General features: G+C 31.3%; 19 protein-coding genes. 15 read left to right on the top strand and 4 right to left on the bottom strand.

The window, feature by feature from the left end; all coding sequences use genetic code 11:
• The 15 genes from QZZ53_RS12040 to QZZ53_RS11970 form a co-directional block, all read left to right on the top strand.
• Nucleotides 1-205: hypothetical protein (locus tag QZZ53_RS12040; protein ID WP_296384977.1), on the top strand; the 205-nt coding region annotated here is incomplete at its 5' end.
• Nucleotides 205-1,170 (top strand): hypothetical protein, encoded by a 966-nt coding sequence (locus QZZ53_RS12035; protein WP_296384975.1) that lies wholly within the window; start codon nt 205-207, stop codon nt 1,168-1,170. The genes QZZ53_RS12040 and QZZ53_RS12035, both read left to right, overlap by 1 nt.
• Nucleotides 1,170-2,075, top strand: coding sequence for a polysaccharide deacetylase family protein (locus tag QZZ53_RS12030; protein WP_296384972.1), 906 nt, complete (start codon nt 1,170-1,172; stop codon nt 2,073-2,075). The genes QZZ53_RS12035 and QZZ53_RS12030 overlap by 1 nt, the downstream gene beginning before the upstream one ends.
• 1 nt (nt 2,076) lies before the next feature.
• Nucleotides 2,077-3,150 carry a CapA family protein gene (locus QZZ53_RS12025; protein ID WP_296384969.1) on the top strand — a complete coding sequence of 358 codons (1,074 nt, stop codon included), beginning with the start codon at nt 2,077-2,079 and terminating at the stop codon, nt 3,148-3,150.
• Nucleotides 3,151-3,152: 2 nt separating this feature from the next.
• Complete coding sequence (locus tag QZZ53_RS12020; RefSeq protein WP_296384967.1) at nt 3,153-4,190, top strand: hypothetical protein; 1,038 nt, start codon at nt 3,153-3,155, stop codon at nt 4,188-4,190.
• A gap of 68 nt (nt 4,191-4,258) precedes the next feature.
• Nucleotides 4,259-5,227, top strand: a complete 969-nt coding sequence (locus tag QZZ53_RS12015; RefSeq protein ID WP_296384963.1) for a class I SAM-dependent methyltransferase — start codon at nt 4,259-4,261, stop codon at nt 5,225-5,227.
• A gap of 26 nt (nt 5,228-5,253) precedes the next feature.
• Nucleotides 5,254-6,315, top strand: a complete 1,062-nt coding sequence (locus QZZ53_RS12010; protein ID WP_296384961.1) for a glycosyltransferase family 4 protein — start codon at nt 5,254-5,256, stop codon at nt 6,313-6,315.
• Nucleotides 6,316-6,318: 3 nt separating this feature from the next.
• Nucleotides 6,319-7,293, top strand: coding sequence for an acyltransferase (locus QZZ53_RS12005; protein WP_296384959.1), 975 nt, complete (start codon nt 6,319-6,321; stop codon nt 7,291-7,293).
• A 4-nt stretch (nt 7,294-7,297) separates the two neighbouring features.
• Nucleotides 7,298-8,485, top strand: coding sequence for a delta-aminolevulinic acid dehydratase (locus QZZ53_RS12000; RefSeq protein WP_296384957.1), 1,188 nt, complete (start codon nt 7,298-7,300; stop codon nt 8,483-8,485).
• Nucleotides 8,486-8,489: 4 nt separating this feature from the next.
• On the top strand, nt 8,490-9,188 hold the full coding sequence (locus tag QZZ53_RS11995; RefSeq protein WP_296384955.1) for a WecB/TagA/CpsF family glycosyltransferase: 699 nt from the start codon (nt 8,490-8,492) through the stop codon (nt 9,186-9,188).
• Between the two features lie 3 nt (nt 9,189-9,191).
• Nucleotides 9,192-10,304: a UDP-N-acetylglucosamine 2-epimerase (non-hydrolyzing) gene (gene wecB, locus QZZ53_RS11990; protein WP_296384953.1), complete on the top strand. Its 1,113-nt coding sequence runs from the start codon at nt 9,192-9,194 to the stop codon at nt 10,302-10,304.
• Between the two features lie 87 nt (nt 10,305-10,391).
• Nucleotides 10,392-11,480 carry an MraY family glycosyltransferase gene (locus QZZ53_RS11985; RefSeq protein WP_296384951.1) on the top strand — a complete coding sequence of 363 codons (1,089 nt, stop codon included), beginning with the start codon at nt 10,392-10,394 and terminating at the stop codon, nt 11,478-11,480.
• Nucleotides 11,481-11,576: 96 nt separating this feature from the next.
• A complete protein-coding gene (locus tag QZZ53_RS11980) occupies nt 11,577-12,338 on the top strand; it encodes a polysaccharide biosynthesis/export family protein (RefSeq protein ID WP_296384950.1) in 762 nt (253 codons plus the stop codon).
• A gap of 4 nt (nt 12,339-12,342) precedes the next feature.
• The gene (locus QZZ53_RS11975; protein WP_296384948.1) at nt 12,343-14,676 is read left to right on the top strand and encodes a tyrosine-protein kinase domain-containing protein; all 2,334 of its coding nucleotides are present in this window, start codon (nt 12,343-12,345) and stop codon (nt 14,674-14,676) included.
• Nucleotides 14,677-14,775: 99 nt separating this feature from the next.
• The gene (locus QZZ53_RS11970; RefSeq protein WP_296384946.1) at nt 14,776-15,195 is read left to right on the top strand and encodes a CBS domain-containing protein; all 420 of its coding nucleotides are present in this window, start codon (nt 14,776-14,778) and stop codon (nt 15,193-15,195) included.
• Between the two features lie 28 nt (nt 15,196-15,223).
• On the opposite strand, the gene rpe is transcribed toward QZZ53_RS11970, so the two are convergent.
• The 4 genes from rpe to QZZ53_RS11950 all read right to left on the bottom strand — a co-directional run.
• Complete coding sequence (gene rpe, locus QZZ53_RS11965; RefSeq protein WP_296384944.1) at nt 15,224-15,886, bottom strand: ribulose-phosphate 3-epimerase; 663 nt, start codon at nt 15,884-15,886, stop codon at nt 15,224-15,226.
• 193 nt (nt 15,887-16,079) lie between these two features.
• Nucleotides 16,080-16,943: a sigma-70 family RNA polymerase sigma factor gene (locus tag QZZ53_RS11960; RefSeq protein ID WP_296384941.1), complete on the bottom strand. Its 864-nt coding sequence runs from the start codon at nt 16,941-16,943 to the stop codon at nt 16,080-16,082.
• Nucleotides 16,944-17,222: 279 nt separating this feature from the next.
• Entirely contained in the window at nt 17,223-18,998 is a 1,776-nt protein-coding gene (locus QZZ53_RS11955) for a BspA family leucine-rich repeat surface protein (RefSeq protein ID WP_296384939.1), read from the bottom strand.
• 545 nt (nt 18,999-19,543) lie between these two features.
• Nucleotides 19,544-21,290, bottom strand: a 1,747-nt coding sequence (locus QZZ53_RS11950; protein WP_296384937.1) for a polyribonucleotide nucleotidyltransferase, incomplete at its 5' end; no start/stop codon positions are given.

The following is a 21,290-nucleotide window of genomic DNA, read 5'->3' as shown; positions in this document are numbered from 1 at the left end:
ATTGCACAATTTCATGAATTTCCATCGACTTAAAAAGCTTTCAGAATTTGGAAAAAAAGAAGCTGTAGTTGTGCTTTTAAGTCAAAATACACCAGCAAGGAAATCGCAAAAAAGAGCTGGTTTTAAATGTTTTAAAACAATAACTACATATAGTGTTTTTGGTAAAGAAGGCTATTATGTTACTAATAAAGAAATTAACTTATAATGGTTCAAATTGAGCATTTAGAATTTATTCGTATCTCAAAGGGGTTTGTGAATAAGCCCTTTGAAGTTACTAATGCTTGGGTTGAATACCAAAAAGTACGAGGGAGTAATGTCTTATTTTTTGTAGATTCTAAAGAGCAGCCACAGATTTTATCTTGGGCTAAAATAAAGAAGGTTAAGTTTATTGGTGAGGTTTTAGAAATTCAAGGACCTATTTATAAAGAAACGGTTTCAACTAAGCAATTATTTAAGTTCCTAAATGCTTTAAAAGATTTACCGTTTAAAGGTGTCTTTCTTAATTTGAGTACTGTTTATAATGTTGAATTTGAAGTGGCTTGTAGAAAAGCACAATTTAAACGACCTATCGGTCAATCTAGTACTAATTTAACAATTGTAGTAGATACTAGTGAATTTTCACCTGACAGAAACTGGAGGCGAAATGTAAAGAGTGCAAATGAAGAAAATTTTAAATTTGAGGTAAAACAAGACGCAAGTATTAATGACTGTGAAGTAATTGAAAAACTGCATGTCGAAAATTCAAAGATTAAAAAATTGAGCTATACACTTGTGTCAAGTCAAATAAAATCTTTAACAGAACAAGACAATATTTATGTTTGTTTCTTATACAAAAATGAAACTCCAATTGCTGCTAGAATTATAAGTATTGAAGAGAGCATTTCGTACGACGTTTTTGCTAGTAATTCATTAGAATCCAGAAATAATGGAGCGACTCAGTTTTTTATGCAATCTATTTTTGACTATTTGAAGAGTATTGAAATTTATAAATTTGATTTTTCTAGAATTCCACTAGGAAGAAAGGGAGCAAAAGGTGTTTACGAGTTTAAAAATGCAACGAGAGGACAGGTCATTCAGTATAATGGTGAGTGGGTATTTTTTAAAAATAAAAAATTGAGACATTTATATTATTTATATAACGCTATCATCAATAAAAAAGATTTTTATTAATGATAGAAATTATAAGAAAAGCCATAAGAAAAAGCTTAGGGAATTTATTTGGTCTAGTACTTTTTCAATTTTTTGGTAAGCGTTTATTATTATCTAAGTTAGACCAAAATAAAATTCTGTCGATATATTTTCACGATCCTTCTGTTGAAGTTTTTGAAACGCTTATAAAATGGCTTGTAAAACATAATTTTGAAATAGTTACTTTAAAAGAATTTCAAAAATATTACGACAAAAAAAAATGTAAGCATAAAAGAACTGCTTTTATCTCTTTTGATGATGCTTGGTTAGGAAATTTAGAGCTGTTGGATGTTCTTAAGAAGTATGATGTGTCAATTACTTTATTCGCGGCGCCTAAATCAATTATTGATGGACAAATATGGTTAAACTTTGTTAGAAGGCGATTTATGCAATTAAGTGAAGAAATGACTGATGGGATTAAAGTTGAGGATATAAAGTTTTTGTCGTTTTCTAAAGCATTTGAATTATATGAAGCAGCGAAAGAAAAAGGCGAAATTCAAAGAAGAATCATGACGAAATCTCAGCTATTAGATTTTGCAAAGTTTGCTTGTATTGGCTCTCATACGATGAATCATCCAATTCTAACTAATTGTAAAGATGATATTGTATTAAATGAGTTTAATGAATCAGAACGTATTTTAAAAAACTGGGGTTTGACGTCTAATGAATCACTAGCATATCCTAATGGTAGCTATAATGAGAATACTGTAACTTTGATAGGTAAGACTAATTATAAGTATGCTTTTACGACCAAGCCAAAGTTTATAGAATTTTCGTCTCAAAAAAATAATTTCGAAATTCCTAGAATTTGTATTCCTGATGGTTTTGGGAAATATGAAAACTTAGCAAGAATGTCTTCAGTTTGGACAAAAATATTTAAAGATTAGTATGATGCTTCAAGTGTCGTTTTTAGGAGATATAAGTTTTAATAATTGCTATAACGAGCTATATAAAACTCAAATAAATCCATTTGAGGATATAGAATTAGAGTTACAAAAATCTAATCTTAATATTGGAAATTTAGAATGTTTGGCTACAGGTGACTTTGGTGAAAACACTTTAAAACATCCAAGATTAGGTACAGAACAAAATACACTTAACTTATTACAATATCTTAACTTGGGTGTGGTTTCATTGGCGCATAATCATGTTTACGATAATTTGAAAAATGGGTTTGAAAAAACAACGGAGACATTAAAATCTCAAAAGATTAAATTTTTAGGAGCAGCTATTGATGAAGTTTTATCTAAAAAAGAATTAATCATTGAGGAGAACGGCGTAAAATTAGGTTTATTAAATTACGTGACTGAAAACACGAATCCTAAGATGCCCAATGATGCCGAGGTCTTTTTGAACTATTTTGAAATTGAAAAAGTAATAGGTCATATAAGTGACTTAAAACCTAAAGTAGATCATGTAGTTTTATTATTACATTGGGGAGGAAGAGTAGAAGAAGGTTTTTATCCAGATTTTAATCAACCCAAAATGGCAAGGAGATTAATTGATGCTGGTGCAGATTTAATTGTAGGAGGACATTCTCATACAGTGCAACCTTATGAGGTATATAAAGGAAAACATATATTTTATAGTATAGGAAACTTTTGTTTTGATGATATTATACAAGATGAAGAAATTTTTGAAATAGGCAGATATCGAAAACGAAAAGGAATAGTGCCTAGAATATCATTTTTAAAGGATAGCTATACTGTAGAGGTTAGTCATTTTAAAAATATAAAAGGCTATATAAAGCAGAATGATTCGTTATTAAGAAAGTTTAAAATGAGATGGAGAAATCTATTGTTTAAAGCGGTGAAATCAATGCCTTTGCTTTGGAAAATTTATTTTTGGCATTTAAAGAAAATTGTTCCGATAAAAATGTTTTTTATAGAAGCAAATGAAGGAGTGTTAAAAAAAATCCTAAACATAGACTTTAAAAGAGTTCTAAGATACATACAGAAATAATTATGGAAAATATCTATCTGCTAACAAACCATAGAGGAGCATTTGGGAATAAATATAAGGCACAACCATATCATAGTGGAATGGATAAGACAATGCTGACCAATTATTTTAAAGCGCATAACTTTAATGCTGTATTTATGTCTCCTTCTGAGGTTAATTTTAGAGATAAGAAATACAAAAATTGTATTTTTTTATACACTACTACAGAGGATAATAAAGAATATTATAAGTTATATATAGAAGATATTGTGCTTGGTTTAGAAGCAATTGGCGCGAAAGTATTACCGAGCTTTATTCATCTCAAGTCACACCATAATAAAGTGTTTATGGAAATATTAAGAGACGTTCAAGACTTTGAGCCTTTAAATAATATTGAGACGCAAAAATTTGGTACTTTAGAAGAGTTTGAAAGACATTTTGAAAAAGGAGAAGATAATGTAGTCGTTAAAATGGCTTCAGGTGCGTCAAGTCTAGGTGTTTTCTTAGGAAAAGGCTATAGTGACTTATTAGCAAAAGTTAAAAAAGCTAGTAAAACGCCTCATATTAAGGAAGATATTAAGGAAGGTTTGAGAAAAGTGAAGCATAAAGACTATATACCAGTTTCTAATCATAGAAATAAGTTTATTACTCAGAATTTTATACCAAACTTAACCAATGATTGGAAAATATTAATTTATTTAGATAAGTATTATATTTTTGAAAGACCAGTTAGAGATAATGACTTTAGGGCAAGTGGTAGTGGTAAAGAAAAGTATATGTTTGGCGATAAAGCTAATATACCAAACGGTATTTTTGATTATGCGAAATCAATCTATGAAAAATTAAATGCTCCAATGTTGTCAGTAGATATTGCTTACGCTAATAATCAATTTTATACCTTAGAATTTCAGTTTACTGGCTTTGGTACATCTGGGCAGCAGTTATCAGAGAATTACTTTTCTTATCAAGATGGTAAATGGGAAACCATTTATGATAAATTAGACTTAGAGCAGGTTTATGCAGATAGTATAATTGGTTTTAATAAAGCATCTCATGAGTGAAATTATAAATTTAGTATATCCAAGAATTTTCAATCTGTTTCTCCGTAAACATTAATCTATAATTAAATATGGCATCGATAAAAGTAAAGTTTGTAAAATTTTTGATGAATATATTTCCGAATAAGCCTAAATATCAAGAAAATCATTTTGTTCAAGAGATTTTTAGGCATGAGAAATACACTTCTTTATCACAACAAGAAAAGGAAATCTTTTTGGATAGATTGGTCAATTTAAATATTAAAGAAGCTAGAAGAAAACCTTTTGATTTGTTCTTTCCTTCGCATTCTTTTAAGGATCTTTTAATAGATAAAAAGGTGTTAGATTTAGGATGTAGTATTGGAGGTACAACAATCCAAATGGGTGAAGATTGGAAGGTTAAGGAGTTTCAAGGAATAGATGTAAGTGAAGAATCTATTGCTATTGGGAATCGTTTTGCATCAAACTTCAGTTCAGATACAGTTTACGGATTCAGTTGTAGTTATGCAGAAAAAATGTCTTTTGCTGATGAATCCTTTGATGCAATTGTGTCAGATGATACCATTGAACATGTAAGATCAGTGAAAGAAACACTTTTAGAGTGTAAAAGAATTTTAAAAAAGGATGGTGTTGCATATATCGTTTTTCCTTCGTTTAAGTTGCCTTTTGGTGGCGCTCACATTGGGTCTGTTACAAAAACACCTTTCTTAGAATGGTTCTTTTCTCCAAAAACGATTAATGGTGCTTACCAAGAAATAGTTGCAAAATGGGGAGATGATTTAAATTGGTATAAACCTAGAAAGGAATCTGAAGGCGATTGGGCAGTTGTAAAAGGTGGTATAGGTGTCAATGGAACTACTTACAAGAAGTTTTTATCTACTGCAAATGATGTTGGATTTAAAGAGATTTCTTTTGAGAGGATACCCTTATTATTAATAAGTAATACAGCATCAAAATACCCAATAGTTAAATTCATGTCATCCATGTTAAAACCACTTCTATCTATAGACTTTTTTAAGGACTATTTATCGCATCGACTTGTATTTGTTTTAAAAAAGTAAACTTTAAGATTGGTTATTAATTTTTAATGGTGAAAAAAGCAAATATTAAAACTTTAATTCTAGTACCTGCGCAAGACCAGTTTGGTGGTGTGTATAATTTTTATGAAAATTTGAAGCCTCATTTAGACGAGGAAACAGATTATTTTTATGTCGGTGAACCTAAGTTTCGTTTTAATAATAAGCTCATAGTTTCAATTATATACGTTTTTAAATTTTTTAAGATACTTAATAAACGTAAGCCGCAGATAGTCGTGTTAAACACATCTTTAAATTTAAATGCAGTCTTAAGAGATAGTATCTATGTGCTAATTTCTAAATTATACAGAAAGGAAGTAATTGTTTTTTGGAGAGGTTGGAATTTTAATAATGAGAAGTTCTTAAAATTCCCTTATTCTATTATTTCCAGTATGCTTTTGAAATCTAATAAGGCGATTGTATTATATTCTGAGATTGGTAATTCTTTGAAAAATTTAGGTTATAAAAAAGAGATTTATCAGCTTACAACTATGGTAGGAGATTTGGTTTTTAATCAACCTGAAAAGGAAAAGCGTAAAGAGACTTTTGATTTGATTTTTTTGTCAAGAGTTGAAGTCTATAAAGGTATAGGTGAGTTATTAAAAGCATTTGTCATATTGAAAGAAAAGCATAGTAATTTTAGATTAATTATTGCAGGAATTGGAAGTGAGTATAATAATATTGTTAATTATGTCAAAGAGAATAATATAAAGGATGTTCTATTTTCTGGATATTTAAAAGGAAATGAAAAACATGAACTTTTATCATCTGGTCATTTGTATGTTTTTCCATCCTATTCAGAAGGTATGCCCAATGCAGTTTTAGAAGCTATGGCTAATGGTGTGCCAATTATTACAACACCTGTTGGAGGTCTTAATGATTTTTTTGTAGAGGATGAAATGGGTAGTTTTATAAAAGTTAAGGATGTAAATAGTATTGTCGAAAAAGTAGAATATTTATATTCTAATGAAGAGCTTAGAAAGTCAATAAGCCAAAAAAATAGAATTTACGCAAAAGAACATTTTACAGGGCAAGTAGTTTATAACAAATTGAATAGTATAATTAATAACTAAATCTTGAGTAAAAAACCTATTCTATACGATATCAGAATTGCAACAGGAATAGCTATTATTCTTGTGGTTATTGGGCATTTGGCATCTAGAGGTGAAATCGGTATAGATGCATATGTAAATCTGAAGCGCGTTATCTATAAATTTCACATGCCTCTATTTTTATGCCTGTCTGGTTATATTGCTTATTATACATATCAACCAATTGAGTCGTTTAAGGATTACACGAAGTTTGTAAAGAAAAAATTTATAAGACTTTTTCCTGCTTATATAATTCTATCTTCTGTTTTTTTGATAGGCAAGTATTTTTTTGTTGAAGACACAGATGTAAATAAGTCAATTGTTAGTGTTTTAATATATCCTTCAGAAGGTAGCAGTGGATTTTTATGGTATCTATATGTTTTGTTTTTATATAATTTATGTATGCCGATTATTGATTACATGGTTCGCAATAAATTTTTGTTGTTTTTTGTAACGAGTTTAGCTTTGTCATCATTCGTCAACTTTCCTAAGATGTTCTCTTTAAACATATTCGTTTGGTATTTACCTTTTTTTATATTAGGATGCTATTTAGTTACAAAAAGAGAGACTTCTTTGTCTGTTTTGCAGAACTTTGGACTAGTGATAATTATATTGTTTTCAGTTTGGGGAATTTTAGAATATTTAAATCTGGTTAATATTCCGAAAAGCATAATTAGCTTATTTGCTATTTTTAGTGTTGGTTATATATCTTCAATAAAGATTGTAAGGAGTTCTGTATTGGAAAAAATAGGTTACAATTCATTTTATATTTATTTGTTTAATACTATGTTTATGGGCGCATTGTCAGTTCTATTAATTAAATGGCTTGGCAAAGACGCATTTTACCATAAGTTCTATTATTTTGCACCCGTTTTAGTGATTATTGGAGTTCTTTTCCCCATTCTTTTACATAAATATGTAATAAGTCGAATTCCAATTTTAAAAAATTTGATTAAGTAATAAGATGAATAAAATTTATAAGGATAGTTTTATAAAACTAAAAGCCTACTGTGAAGCTGAAAGCTTTAAAGGTTGGGATCCTTATGATGGGATGAACTCAAAAGTGTTTCAAGTTTTACCATTAAAGCATTGGGATTTGGCAAGATTGGCTTGGATTCAAGGCTTTAAACGTAGTCCCATAAATTTCAGAAAATTTTTATTAGTTCCAAAAGAGCACAACTCAAAAGGTATAGCGCTTTTTTTATTGGGTTATTGTAGATTGTATAAAGCTTCAGAAAACGGTAGCGAAAGTTTTGGTGCTTCAGAAGAAATTCTGACTAAAATTAACGAGCTCACACAATTGCTATTAAGCATGAAAGTTGAAGGTTACTCTGGTGCATGTTGGGGTTATAATTTCGATTGGCAAGCACGTCGTTTGTTTTTGTTCAAAAAAAACACACCAACTGTGGTTGCAACAGCATTTAGTGTTGAGGCTTTAGTTGAGAGTTATGAAATCACAAAAAATAAAGCCGTTTTAGATATTGTTTTATCTTCTGCCGATTTTGTATTGAATGATTTATCGCGTTCGTCTCACAAAAACGGATTCCTGTTTTCATATAGCGTTATTGATGGTAATAATACAGTAATAAACGCATCTCTTTTGGGAGCGAAAATTTTGAGTTTTTCCTATAAATATTCAAAAAACAACAATCATAAAGATATGGCGCAAAAAGCGGTTTTAGCGGCTTGCGAACTTCAAAATGAGGATGGTTCTTGGATTTACGGTTTACTTCCTATTCAATCGTGGATCGATAGTTTTCATACAGGTTTTAACTTGGATGCTATTGAAACCTATCAGCAGCAAACAGGTGATAATTCTTTTCAAACTAATATAGAAAAAGGATGGAATTATTATGTCGCTAACTTTTTTGAATCCGATGGTACACCAAAATATTACCACAATAAAACCTATCCTATCGATATTCATTGTCCGGCTCAAATTATAGTGACCGCATCTAAATTGAAGCAATTTAAAAATCAAACTGAATTACTAGAAAAAACTTTAGATTGGACCATCGAAAACATGCAAGACAAAAAAGGATATTTTTACTATCAGATAAAAAGAGGAGTGAGTTCTAAAATTTCTTATATGCGTTGGAGTAATGCGTTTATGTTTAACGCCTTGGCTCATTATCATTTAGAATCTAATTAAATATATGCAGTCCGAAGCCTTAAATAAAGTTATAACCTACGCACCAGAATCGAGAAAAGAACTGATCGATTATGCCTTTGAACACAAGAAGATTTTAGTTGCTGTGAATGCTGAAAAAATATTACATGCAACTGATGAGAGTAGAGCTATAATCAATAGGAATATGGGTTATCCTGATGGTATAGGAGCGGTTTGGGCTTTACAGAAAAAAGGACATAAAAGCGTTGTGAAAATACCTGGTTGCGAACTATGGTTAGATGTTGTGAAACAGTATTATAAGGATAAGACATTCTACTTAGTTGGCGGAAAGCAAGAGGTTATTGAGGCTACTGTAAAGAATTTAAATTCGGAATTTAAAGGGATAAATATTTGTAATTATAGAAATGGGTATTTGAAGACAGAAGAAGATGAAAATGATTTGATTACAGATATAATTAAACACCAACCAGATGTCGTTTTTATAGCTATGGGTTCACCTAAGCAAGAACTACTAATGGAGGAAATTCAAAAACAACATACTGCGGTTTACCAAGGTTTGGGAGGTAGTTTTGATGTTTATACAGGTAACGTAAAAAGAGCGCCAGAATGGTGGGTAAATAATAATTTAGAATGGGCTTATAGATTGGTTAATCAACCTTCAAGAATTAAACGTCAAATACATCTAATCCGTTTTTTTATGAACTTACAACTTAATAGATATTAAAAAATGACTTATAAAATAACCATCATTGCTGGTGCTAGACCAAATTTTATGAAAATCGCACCAATTATTCATGCTATTAAAACAGCAAAAAATAAAGGCGAACAGATAGATTACAGATTAGTACATACTGGCCAGCATTACGATAAGAATATGTCAGGTAGTTTTTTTGAACAACTTCAAATCCCAGAACCACATGTTAATTTAGAGTGTAGTGGTGGTACACAAGCAGAGCAAACGGCAGCAATTATGATTAGTTTTGAAAAAGAGCTAATGACTAATCCTGCCAATTTAGTTTTAGTGGTTGGTGATGTTACATCTACTATGGCATGTGCTTTAGTAGCGCAAAAATTGAACACTAAAGTTGCGCATGTAGAAGCAGGTATTCGCTCTGATGATTGGACAATGCCAGAAGAAATTAATAGATTAGTAACTGATAGTATCACTAATTATTTTTTCACGACGTCTGATTTGGCTAATAAAAATTTAAGCGATAGTGGTGTAAAAGCTGATCAAATTTTCTTTGTTGGAAATACTATGATAGATACGCTTTTAAAGCAAAGACCAAATTTTAAGGCACCTAATGTTTGGAGTCAATTAGAACTAAAGCCAAAATCTTATATTGTGATGACACTCCATCGTCCTGCAAATGTTGATGAAGAAAGTCAGTTAAAAGATATGATAGATGAAATTATAAATCATACTCAAGATTTGCCATTAATATTTCCTGTGCATCCTAGAACTGCTAAAATATTAGAGCGATTACAAATTGCGCATCCAAGATTGCATACCGTTGAGCCTTTAAGTTACTTAGAGTTTAATTATCTAGTTGAAAATGCAAAAGCGGTAATCACAGATTCAGGAGGGATAACAGAAGAAGCCTCAGTAATGAATGTGCCTTGTATGACTTTACGTGATAATACCGAACGACCAGAAACTATTACATTGGGAACTAATGAACTAGTTGGTACTAATCCTAAAAACTTAAAAAAATATTTAAATAAACTCTTTTCTAGTGGGTGGAAATCAGGAAAAGATATACCTTTATGGGACGGAAAGACAGCTGATAGAATAATAAATGTTCTCTTGCTAATTAATATTGTTGACTTAAAGAAATAGTACCTCGTCAGTTATCGCTAAATAGTGCTGGTAATTTTAAATTTTAATTTAAACATTCCCTTAAAATGTTTTAAAGAGTCAACCATTATGATTAAAACATTACTTGAAAATTTTTCACCTAGTGACAACCTATTTATTTGGTTGGCTTCAGCATTTATACTAGCTTTTCTAATTGCATTCCATACATTTCCAACGATAATATATGTCGCCAAGAAAAAACATCTAATGGATGAGCCTGATAGCCGTAGCTTACATTCAAATAAAACACCAACATTAGGTGGTATTGGCATCTTTTTAGGTCTTATTATAGTGATGACTATTGTGGGAGCCTTTTTAAATACTAAGGTCTTATTGTTAGTGATGGGAGGTTTGACCATTTTATTCTTTTTAGGCTTAAAAGATGACCTCACTGTATTATCAGCTCGGAAAAAATTTATTGGCCAACTCTTTGCAGCTGCTTTACTCTTCATTTTTACAGATACACGAATTATTGGGTTTTCCACGATACTTGACATTGATGTATTACCTTACTGGGTCTCTGTTGGCTTTACATTATTTGTTTACATTTTAATTATTAATGCTTATAACTTAATTGATGGAGTGGACGGATTAGCAGGTTCCATTGCTTTTAGTGTAAGTGCAATTTTTGTTTTTCTTTTTGTAAATGGTAACGACTTAAGTTTAGCAACTATAGCTATAGCTTTGTGTGGTGCGTTGTTGGCATTTCTAAGGCTCAATTTTTCGTCTAAGAATAAAATATTTATGGGAGATACAGGATCTATGATTGTAGGTTTTTTGTTAGCTTTTTTTACTATAAGTTTTATAAATATGGCACAAGTAGATTCAACATCTAGTTATTATAGAGCATCTCCTGCATTAGCCTTTGCACTACTGTTTTACCCACTAATAGATACATTACGTATTTTCTTTATTAGAATTGTGATTTTAAAAACAAGCCCTTTTAAAGCAGATAGAAATCATATTCATCATAAGTTTATTAAAAGTGGTTTTAGTCATAAAATGACAACATTCTTAATTGTAAGTATTAATGTGATTATAATTTGTATTGCTTTTAATTTATTAGACCTTGAGTTGAATACGCAGATTCTTTGTCTCATACTTTACGGATCTGTATTATATTTATTGCCATTTGGTATAAAAAAGTTAATAAAATGACTTATAAAAACACTGAGTATTTCTACTTAAATACAAGCTCAGTTTTGCTAGTCCTTTAAATGCAGTTATATTTGTTTCTAATAAAAAGGACATTCAATGAGATTTAAAATATTGAGCTTATTTTGCCTTATTCTATTGGCTTCTTGTGTTTCAAAAAAAGAAATACTCTATTTACAAGATATTGAAGCTAATGGTGAGCGTTCAGTGAATTATCAATCTGCTAATATTCAACCTAACGATATTTTAAAAATTACAGTAGAAAGTCTGGTTCCTGAAGCTGCATTACCATACAACAAAACTTCTGGCCAAGGCATGCAAGCTCAGAATATACAATTGATGCAGATAGATGGTTATTTGGTGTCCATAGATAACGCAATTAGTTTTCCTGTTTTAGGAAATATATCAACTGCCAATTTAACTACAAAGCAACTTGAAGACGCGATTAAAAATAAACTAGTCTCAGAAGGTCATCTTACTAACCCGACTGTTAATGTGCGTTTAATTAATGCAAAAGTCACGGTTTTAGGAGAGGTTAACCAACCTGGGGTTTATACGTTTACCGAGCAAAATATTACCTTATTACAAGCTTTAGGTTATGCAGGTGATTTGACTATTAATGGAAAACGAGATGATGTTTTAATGACACGCGAAGTAGATGGAATGCGAAAAGTAACACATATTGATTTAACATCTTCTGCGTTTATGGATAGCGAGTTTTATTTTATAAAACCTAATGATGTCATTATAGTGAACCAAAATAATCCTAAAGTTAAAAAAGCTGGGTTTGTAGGAGATGTTGGGACCATTCTAACAATTGCTTCCTTAGCACTAAGTATAACTATATTATTATCACGATAACCCTATGGATAATTCATTTAACGATTATGCTTTTAAAGAAGAAGATAGTGTTGATTTAAAGCAAGAAGTTAGACGTTATTTGCGTTACTGGCCTTGGTTCGCTTTAACATTGGCATTAACACTTCTTGGTGCTTACATGTATCTAAGATATGCACCACGTATTTATGAAACGTATTCAAAGGTGAAAATATTAGATGAATCGGAAGGTTTAGAATTACCTACGTCTGCATTCATCTTTAAACGTACCAATATAAATTTAGAGAATGAGATTGAGATTTTAACCTCATATCTCATCATGAATCGCGTCGTAAGAGATTTAAATTTAAATACAAGTTTTTTTGAAGAAGGTACTATTCAAACCTCTCAAGTTGATGTTTTACCATTTCATTTTGAACAAATTATTAAAGCAGATAGTATTACAGAAAACCTTGCGTATAAAGTTAACATCACTAGTATTGGCTTAGAGATAATAAATTTAAAAACGGAAAGTGCGTTTTCTTTTCCGGATTATGCTACAGATAATGAAAATCATCACTTACCATTTTACATTAGAATAAATGCTGAAGATGCTAAAAACAGCTTACTAGATAAAACCTATTTAATAAATTTCAGACCTATTAAAAGTACTGCTTTAAGTCTAAAATCTAAAATATTAGTAGAAGCAATTGGAGAGCAAAGTGACCTATTAAAACTATCTATAAAAGGGGAAAGCAAGGAGCTTTCAGAAAAAATATTAAATACTTTAATGGACGTATTTGATGAAGATGGTATAAATGATAGGCAGTTAGTATCTAAACGTACTTTAGATTTTATTGATGATCGCTTTGTGTTTTTAGCTGAGGAGTTAGATTCAATTGAAATTAGCTATCAAGATTTTAAACAAGATAACAATCTAGTCGATTTAGTTACTGATGCCGAATTAGGATTACAACAACGTACGCAATCAGAAGAAGAAGTTTTTAAGATAGATAATCAATTAGCATTAGCTAAATTATTAGAAAACTCCTTAAAAGATAATACAGGTTCGGGACTATTGCCTGCTAATATTGGTATTGAAAACCCAGGAATTAATAATTTAATTTCAGATTATAATCTAGCAGTAATCAATAGAGATAAATTAGCAAATAGCGGAGGAATTAATAACCCAACTGTAAAATTAGCTGCAAGTCAAGTAGAAGATTTAAAGTCTAACATAAATAGGTCACTTAGAACTTATGTCAATCAGTTAGAAGCATCACAGCGTCAAATGGGTAATAGAAATCGCTTGTTTTCAGGAAAAGTTTCTCAAATACCAGAAAAAGAGCGACTACTTAAAGCTATTGCTCGTCAGCAGAAAATTAAACAGAGTTTATATCTTTTATTACTTCAAAAAAGGGAGGAAGCTGCTATAAATTTAGCGATTACAGAACCATCAATAAAGATTGTTGAATATGCTTTATCTGGTTCAAATCCTATTTCTCCAAAATCTAATATAGTATATGCTGGTGCTTTACTTGGCGGATTGCTTTTGCCTTTTGGGATTTTGTACCTCATTTTTATGTTAGACACCAAGTTGCATAGCAAAGAGGACATCACAAAGTTAACATCTAATATACCGGTAATTGCAGAAATACCAGATGTAAAGAAAAAAGGTGATATTATTTTTACTGACCCTAATGATCGCTCAGCTCTTTCTGAATCGTTTAGAATATTAAGTTCTAACGTCGATTATATTTTACCAGTAAATGATAATGAAAAGGGTAGAATTATTTATTGTACATCAACTATAAAAGGGGAGGGGAAGACTTATGTGAGTCTTAATTTGTCTTTAGCGTTATCTAGTATTAATAAAAAAGTATTATTGATAGGTGCAGATTTAAGAAATCCACAAATCCATACGCACATTAATCAAGATAAGCATAAACCAGGATTATCTAATTACCTACATGATATAAATTATGATTGGAAGGATTCTTTAATCAATGGATTTGAGAAGCATCCGAATCATCATATTATCTTATCTGGTGCTATACCTCCAAATCCAGCTCATTTGTTAACTAATGGACGTTTTGAGAAGTTAATAGAGGAAGCTAAACATGAGTATGATTACATAATTGTAGATACAGCTCCTACAATTTTAGTTACAGACACTATGCTTATCTCTCAATTAGCAGATGCTACAATATATTTGGCACGCGCAAATTATACAGAGAAGAACCTATTAAAGTTTTCAAAGGAACTATCTGAATCAGGTAAGTTAAAGAACATGGCTTATGTGGTTAATAGTGTTGGAGCAAGTAAATCTTATGGTTATAGCTATAACTATGGTTATAACTATGGTTATGGTAGTAAGGGTTAAATCTTAATCATTTCTGTGCGCTTTTCTTTATGATAATTATCATGCTTTTTATGTGTTTTATAAGGTACTTTTATTAGTGATTTATAAAACCAATTAGTCATGAGAGATATAGCGCCAATTTCCACAATAATGTCCACAGATATCATAGCACTTAATAGAGATGATGATCTTGAGACTGCAGAGATGCTTTTTAAGCGTCATAAAATTAGACATATTCCGGTAGTAAAGGAAGAAGTAGTTATTGGTATGTTAAGTTATACCGACTTATTAAGAATTAGCTTCGCAGATGCTGTAGATGAATCAGAAACTGATGTAGATACTTTGGTTTATAATATGTTCACTATAGACCAAGTGATGGCTAAAAATATAGTTACCGTAAAATCCGTAGCAACGATTAAAGAGGTTGCAAAGATTTTAGCAACCCAAGAGTTTCATGCTTTGCCTGTTGTTGATGATGGTATTTTAGTTGGAATTGTGACTACAACAGATTTAATCAATTATTTACTAAAACAATTATAAAATAGAAAAGCGCTTAACGGCGCTTTTTTTATGAATTGGCTAAAGTTTTTAAATTCTTGATAGTTAAGGTTGGATTTTCACTTTTAAACACATGACTTCCGGCTACAAAAGTATCTGCACCTGCTTCTACGAGAGCTTTAATGTTTTTGTCAGTTACACCACCATCAATTTCAATACGTGTACCTAAGCCTTGTTCGTTAATCATTTGACGAAGATTTTTAATGCGTTTGTATGTGATGTCTTCAAACTTTTGGCCACCAAAACCAGGATTAATAGACATTAATAAAACCATATAACATTCTGGTAAGATGTCTTCTAAAACTGTTAGAGGTGTTGTTATATTAAGTACAATACCTGCTTTACAACCAGCATCTTTAATCTGTCTTAATGTTCTATGCAAATGCACTGTAGATTCATAATGTACAGTAATAATATCTGCTCCTACCTTAGCGAATTCTTCAATATAGCGCTCAGGCTTTTCAATCATTAAATGTACATCTAATGGTTTAGTAGCGTGTTTTTTTATTGCAGCAATTACTGGCATACCATAAGATATGTTTGGTACAAAATGACCATCCATAACATCAATATGAAACCAGTCTGCATCGCTATTATTTACGAGTTCTGTATCACGTTGTAAATTACCGAAATCGGCAGCTAGCATTGAAGGAGCAATTAATTTTGAAGCCATTATATAGGAGTTCTGTTTGGTTTGTGCAAAGGTAAATAAAAAATAAAGTTTCTTTTGTTTTGAATAGATAAGATGTTATAAAAAGTGAACCCACGGTAATCAGCCGTGGGTTCTTTCATCAATCAAAAAACGAACAGTTATGTTTTGTAACTGTTGTTACCTTTATTAGGTTGGTCGCTAAATATACAAAATCCTAACCTAAATACGTCTTTAATATTTTACTTCGTGAGGTATGTTTTAACCTACGAATTGCTTTTTCTTTAATTTGTCTTACACGCTCACGTGTTAAATCGAATGTTTCACCTATCTCTTCTAAGGTCATTGGGTGTTGATTTCCTAAACCAAAATATAAACGAATTACATCAGCTTCACGAGGTGTCAAGGTCTCTAAAGCACGTTCTATCTCTGTGCGTAAAGATTCATGTAACAAATCTCTATCTGGGTTTGGAGACTCACCACTACGTAATACATCGTATAAGTTAGAGTCTTCACCTTCTACTAAAGGTGCATCCATACTGACGTGGCGTCCAGAATTTTTCATTGACTCTTTAACATCGTTAATCGTCATGTCTAATTCTTTTGCGATTTCTTCTGCAGAAGGTGGACGTTCATGGCTTTGCTCTAAAAAGGCAAATGTCTTGTTGATTTTATTAATAGAACCAATCTTATTTAGTGGTAAACGGACAATACGAGATTGCTCAGCTAAAGCTTGTAAGATAGATTGTCTAATCCACCAAACAGCATAAGATATAAATTTAAAACCACGAGTTTCATCGAAACGTTGTGCCGCTTTAATTAAACCTAAATTACCTTCGTTAATTAAATCTGGTAATGTTAAACCTTGGTTTTGGTATTGTTTTGCTACAGATACAACAAAACGTAAATTAGCTTTGGTTAATTCTTCTAGAGCACGTTGATCACCAGCCTTAATCCGTTGAGCTAATTCTACCTCTTCGTCTGCGGTGATAAGATCTACCTTACCAATTTCTTGTAGGTATTTATCCAATGATGCAGTTTCCCTATTGGTAACCTGCTTGGTAATTTTAAGTTGTCTCATTTAATTCTAAGATTTGTGCAATGTCTCTACAACAACGTGTTGCTCTTATTATACGTACAAAAGCTCAAAAATGTTACAGACAATATAAAATATTTTTTTTGCAATAGGAATTAACAAAGATTATTTATCAATTCTAACGACTAAATACAAGAAAGCCCATTAAATAATGATAGGCTTTCTAATATATTGAGGTTAAAGAGAAGTAATTCTCTTTTTTTCTTCTCTAGGTTAAATTATGCGACTGAAATTTAACATCTTTTTCTTTAAAGAATCACAAACTTATTTTATAACTAGCTTCTTTATTATAGTATCTAATTTTAAAAAGTAAATACCAGTTTGTAAATGACTTATATCTATTTTGATAATATTAAAGTCTCTGTTTGTTATATTAAACAGTACTTTTCGACTTAGATTGTCATATAGAGCTATTGAATCTCCTAAGTAATTTTTAATATATACAACCTCAGATGTAGGATTGGGATAAATCTCTATCGAATCTAATTGTACATCAGTAATAGACAATTCGCTACAACCTGGCTCTAAACCATCATCTGTAATCGTCCAACCAAAAGTATTTATGATATTATTTCTAGCTATTTGACTATTACAATAGTTGCTATTTCCTCCATGAAAATCAATATTGTTTTGTAGAGATAAATTATTCCAGCCATTTAAAAGGGCATCGTAGTTTTGTATAGAGAGCGTTACGTTTTCAAACATAGAAAACATTTGAGTTACATTAGATACATCCCAATTACCTATGTCTTGATCAAAAGTCGTTGCATCTTGAAACATTTTCCCCATTTCAATTACATTTCTAACGTCCCAATTATCAATGGTTTGGTTGAAATTTTGAGCATTACGAAACATGGAAGACATATTGGTTGTGCTACCTAATACCCAATTATTTAATGGTTGATTAAAACTTGTGGCATACTCAAACATATTATTCATTAATAAAACATTTTGAGTAATCCAGTTTTCAATATTTTGATTAAAATCTGTAGCATTTTTAAACATACTGCTCATATCCGTTACACTATTGACATCCCAATTATTAAGAGGTTGGTTAAAACTATCAGTATTATTGAACATGGAAGACATATTAGTAACGCTGCCCAAAGTCCAGTTATTCAGTGGCTGATTAAAACTTATAGCACCTTCAAACATACTATTCATTAATAAAGCATTTACAGGTGTCCAGTTGTTTAATGTTTCATTAAAATTATAAGCATTTTTAAACATATTGCTCATATCAGTAACATTACTCACATCCCAACTATTAAGAGGTTGATTAAAATCATTGGCATCAAAAAACATACTTTCCATAGTTATTACATTACTTACATTCCAATTGTCAAGAGGCTGATTAAATTTATTAGCACCTGCAAACATGTCTTTCATAGTAATTACATTACTTACATCCCAACTCCCAATAGGTTGGTTAAATGTTTCAGCAAGAGTAAAAGTTCTTTCCATATTGGTTACGTTGCTTACATCCCAATCGTAAAGTAGTTGATTAAAAGAAGTAGCTTCATGAAACATACTATTCATGTTTGTTACATTACTCACATCCCAATTCCCAATAGATCCATTAAATCTAAAAGCTCTTCTAAACATACTTTCCATATTTGTAACATTGCTAACATTCCAACTGTCAATAGATTGATTAAACCAAGTGGACTGATTAAACATATCTTTCATAGTTATTACATTGCTTACATCCCAATTATCTAATGGATGATTATATTTAGTATTCGCGAACATATATTCCATAGTTGAAACACTGCTTACATTCCAATTTCCTATAGGCTGATTAAAAGTTATAGCATTATTAAACATCCCATACATATTAGTAACATTTTCCACATCCCAATTTATGATAGGTTGATTAAAATTGCTAGCAAGAAAAAACATATTGTTCATATCGGTTACATTACTAACATTCCAATTATTAAGCGGTTGATTGAAAATAGTTGCGTGCCAAAACATACCAGCCATATTGGTTACATTACTTACATCCCAATGTGCAATAGGTTGGTTTAGCTTTAGCATTATAAAACATGTAAGATAAGTCTGTTACATTACTTAAGTCGGGTTGATCTATGGCATTTATAACTAAAAACTCACAGTAGGCAAATGGCGCATTCATAGAACTCCAAGCAATATCTCCCCATTGTTCTACAGATTTAATTTTTAAATAATCTGATGTTAGTTGAAAGACAATGCGAGGGAAATCACCACGAACAGCAATAGTGTGTATGCCTGCCGATGGGAATACATAAGTGGCATCACCAGTTGCTCCTATGGTATCAAAATTGCCATCATTTCCCCAATCTATATCATAATCGTAGTCAGTACCATAAGTTGGTATTGTAATGCTTTCATAGGTTATTGTAGTTTCCCAAGTAGTAATAAAATGATTTTGAGCACATATTATGTTTACAGTAAATAATAGTATAAAGAAACATAGTTGTCTTATATTCAGTATGTTTGGAGCGTTAAGTTACAGGGTAAAAGTGATTTTTTTAAACTAAATAAGAAAAGCCTTTCAAAATGAATTGAAAGGCTTTTAAAAATATTAAGATTAAAAAGAAAAATTAATCTTCCTTCTTATCTTCTCTAGGTTTACGATCATCACGTCTGTTATCACGTCCACGATTATCTCTACCTCTGTTATCTCTTCCACGATTATTATTATTATTATTATTATCTCTTGGTGGTCTTGCTACATAACCTTCCGGTTTTGGCAAAATGGCTTTACGAGATACTTTCTCTTTACGCGTTCTTGAGTCTATACCGAAATACTTTACATCAAATACATCACCCATGTTTACAACATCAGATACATTTTCTGTACGTTCCCAAGCTAATTCACTTACGTGTAATAAAACTTCATTTCCTGGTGCATCCATATATTCTACAACCGCACCAAAATCTAACATCTTAATTACTTTTACTTCGTAAACGCTACCAACTTCTGGCTTAAATAATATAGAATCTATTTTTGCCATCACAGCATCAATACCTTCTCTTCCTACACCTAAAATTTCAACAATACCTTCTTCAGTTACTGGATCTTCGTTAATTACGATAGTTGTCTCAGTTTCTTTTTGCATTTCCTGAATTACTTTTCCACCAGGTCCAATTAAGGCTCCAATAAATTCATTAGGAATACGTCTTGTTACCATTGTTGGAGCATGATCTTTTACGTCTGCATTTGGTGCAGCAATTGTATCCGTCAATTTCTCTAAGATATGTAAACGACCAGCACGAGCTTGTTGTAGTGCATTCACTAAAATCTCGTATGATAATCCTTTTACTTTAATATCCATTTGGCAAGCTGTGATACCGTCTGCAGTACCAGTTACTTTGAAATCCATATCGCCTAAGTGATCTTCATCACCTAAAATATCAGATAATACAGCATAGTTTCCAGATTCAGCATCAGAAATTAATCCCATTGCAATACCAGAAACTGGCTTCGTCATTTGCACACCAGCATCCATTAAAGCCATAGTTCCTGCACATACAGTAGCCATAGAAGATGAACCGTTAGATTCTAATACTTCAGAAACTACACGTACTGTGTAAGGACAATCGTCAGGAATCATTCCTTTTAAACCACGTTGTGCTAAATTACCATGTCCCACTTCTCTACGAGAGGTTCCACGAATTGGTCTAGCTTCACCAGTACAAAAAGGAGGGAAGTTATAATGTAAATAGAAATTCTCTTCACCTTCATAAGATGGCATATCTATTTTGTTTGCATCTCTAGATGTTCCTAAAGTAACTGTTGCTAATGCTTGAGTTTCTCCACGAGTAAATACAGAAGAACCATGTGTTGATGGTAAGTAATCTACCTCACACCAAATTGGTCTAATTTCATCTGTTTGACGACCATCTAAACGTAACCCTTCATTTAAGGTTAAATCTCTAATGGCAGCTTTTTCAGCTTTACGGTAATAATCAGAAATTAAACCTCCATAATCTTCCGTTTCTTCTTCAGAAAATGACGCTTTAATATCTTCTTTTATTTCTTTAAATGCAGCACTTCTTTCATGCTTAGCAGATCCGGCTTTTGCGATAGCATATACTTTATCATAAGCCATGTCATGAATTTTCTTGGCTAAATCTTCTTCTTCTCTTTCACCTTCATATTCACGAACCTCTTTCTTTCCGAATGCTTCAGCTAATCTTAATTGAGCAGCACATTGAACCTTAATAGCTTCATGAGCAAACTTAATAGCATCTGCCATTTCTTCTTCAGAAATCTCATCCATTTCACCTTCTACCATCATTACTGAATCTGCAGAAGCACCAATCATCATATCTAAATCAGATTCT

The sequence above is a fragment of the Winogradskyella sp. genome, from assembly GCF_016744625.1.
Lineage (GTDB): Bacteria > Bacteroidota > Bacteroidia > Flavobacteriales > Flavobacteriaceae > Winogradskyella.
Note: the sequence above shows the minus strand (reverse complement) of the source record. Positions and strands in the feature narration are given on the sequence as shown.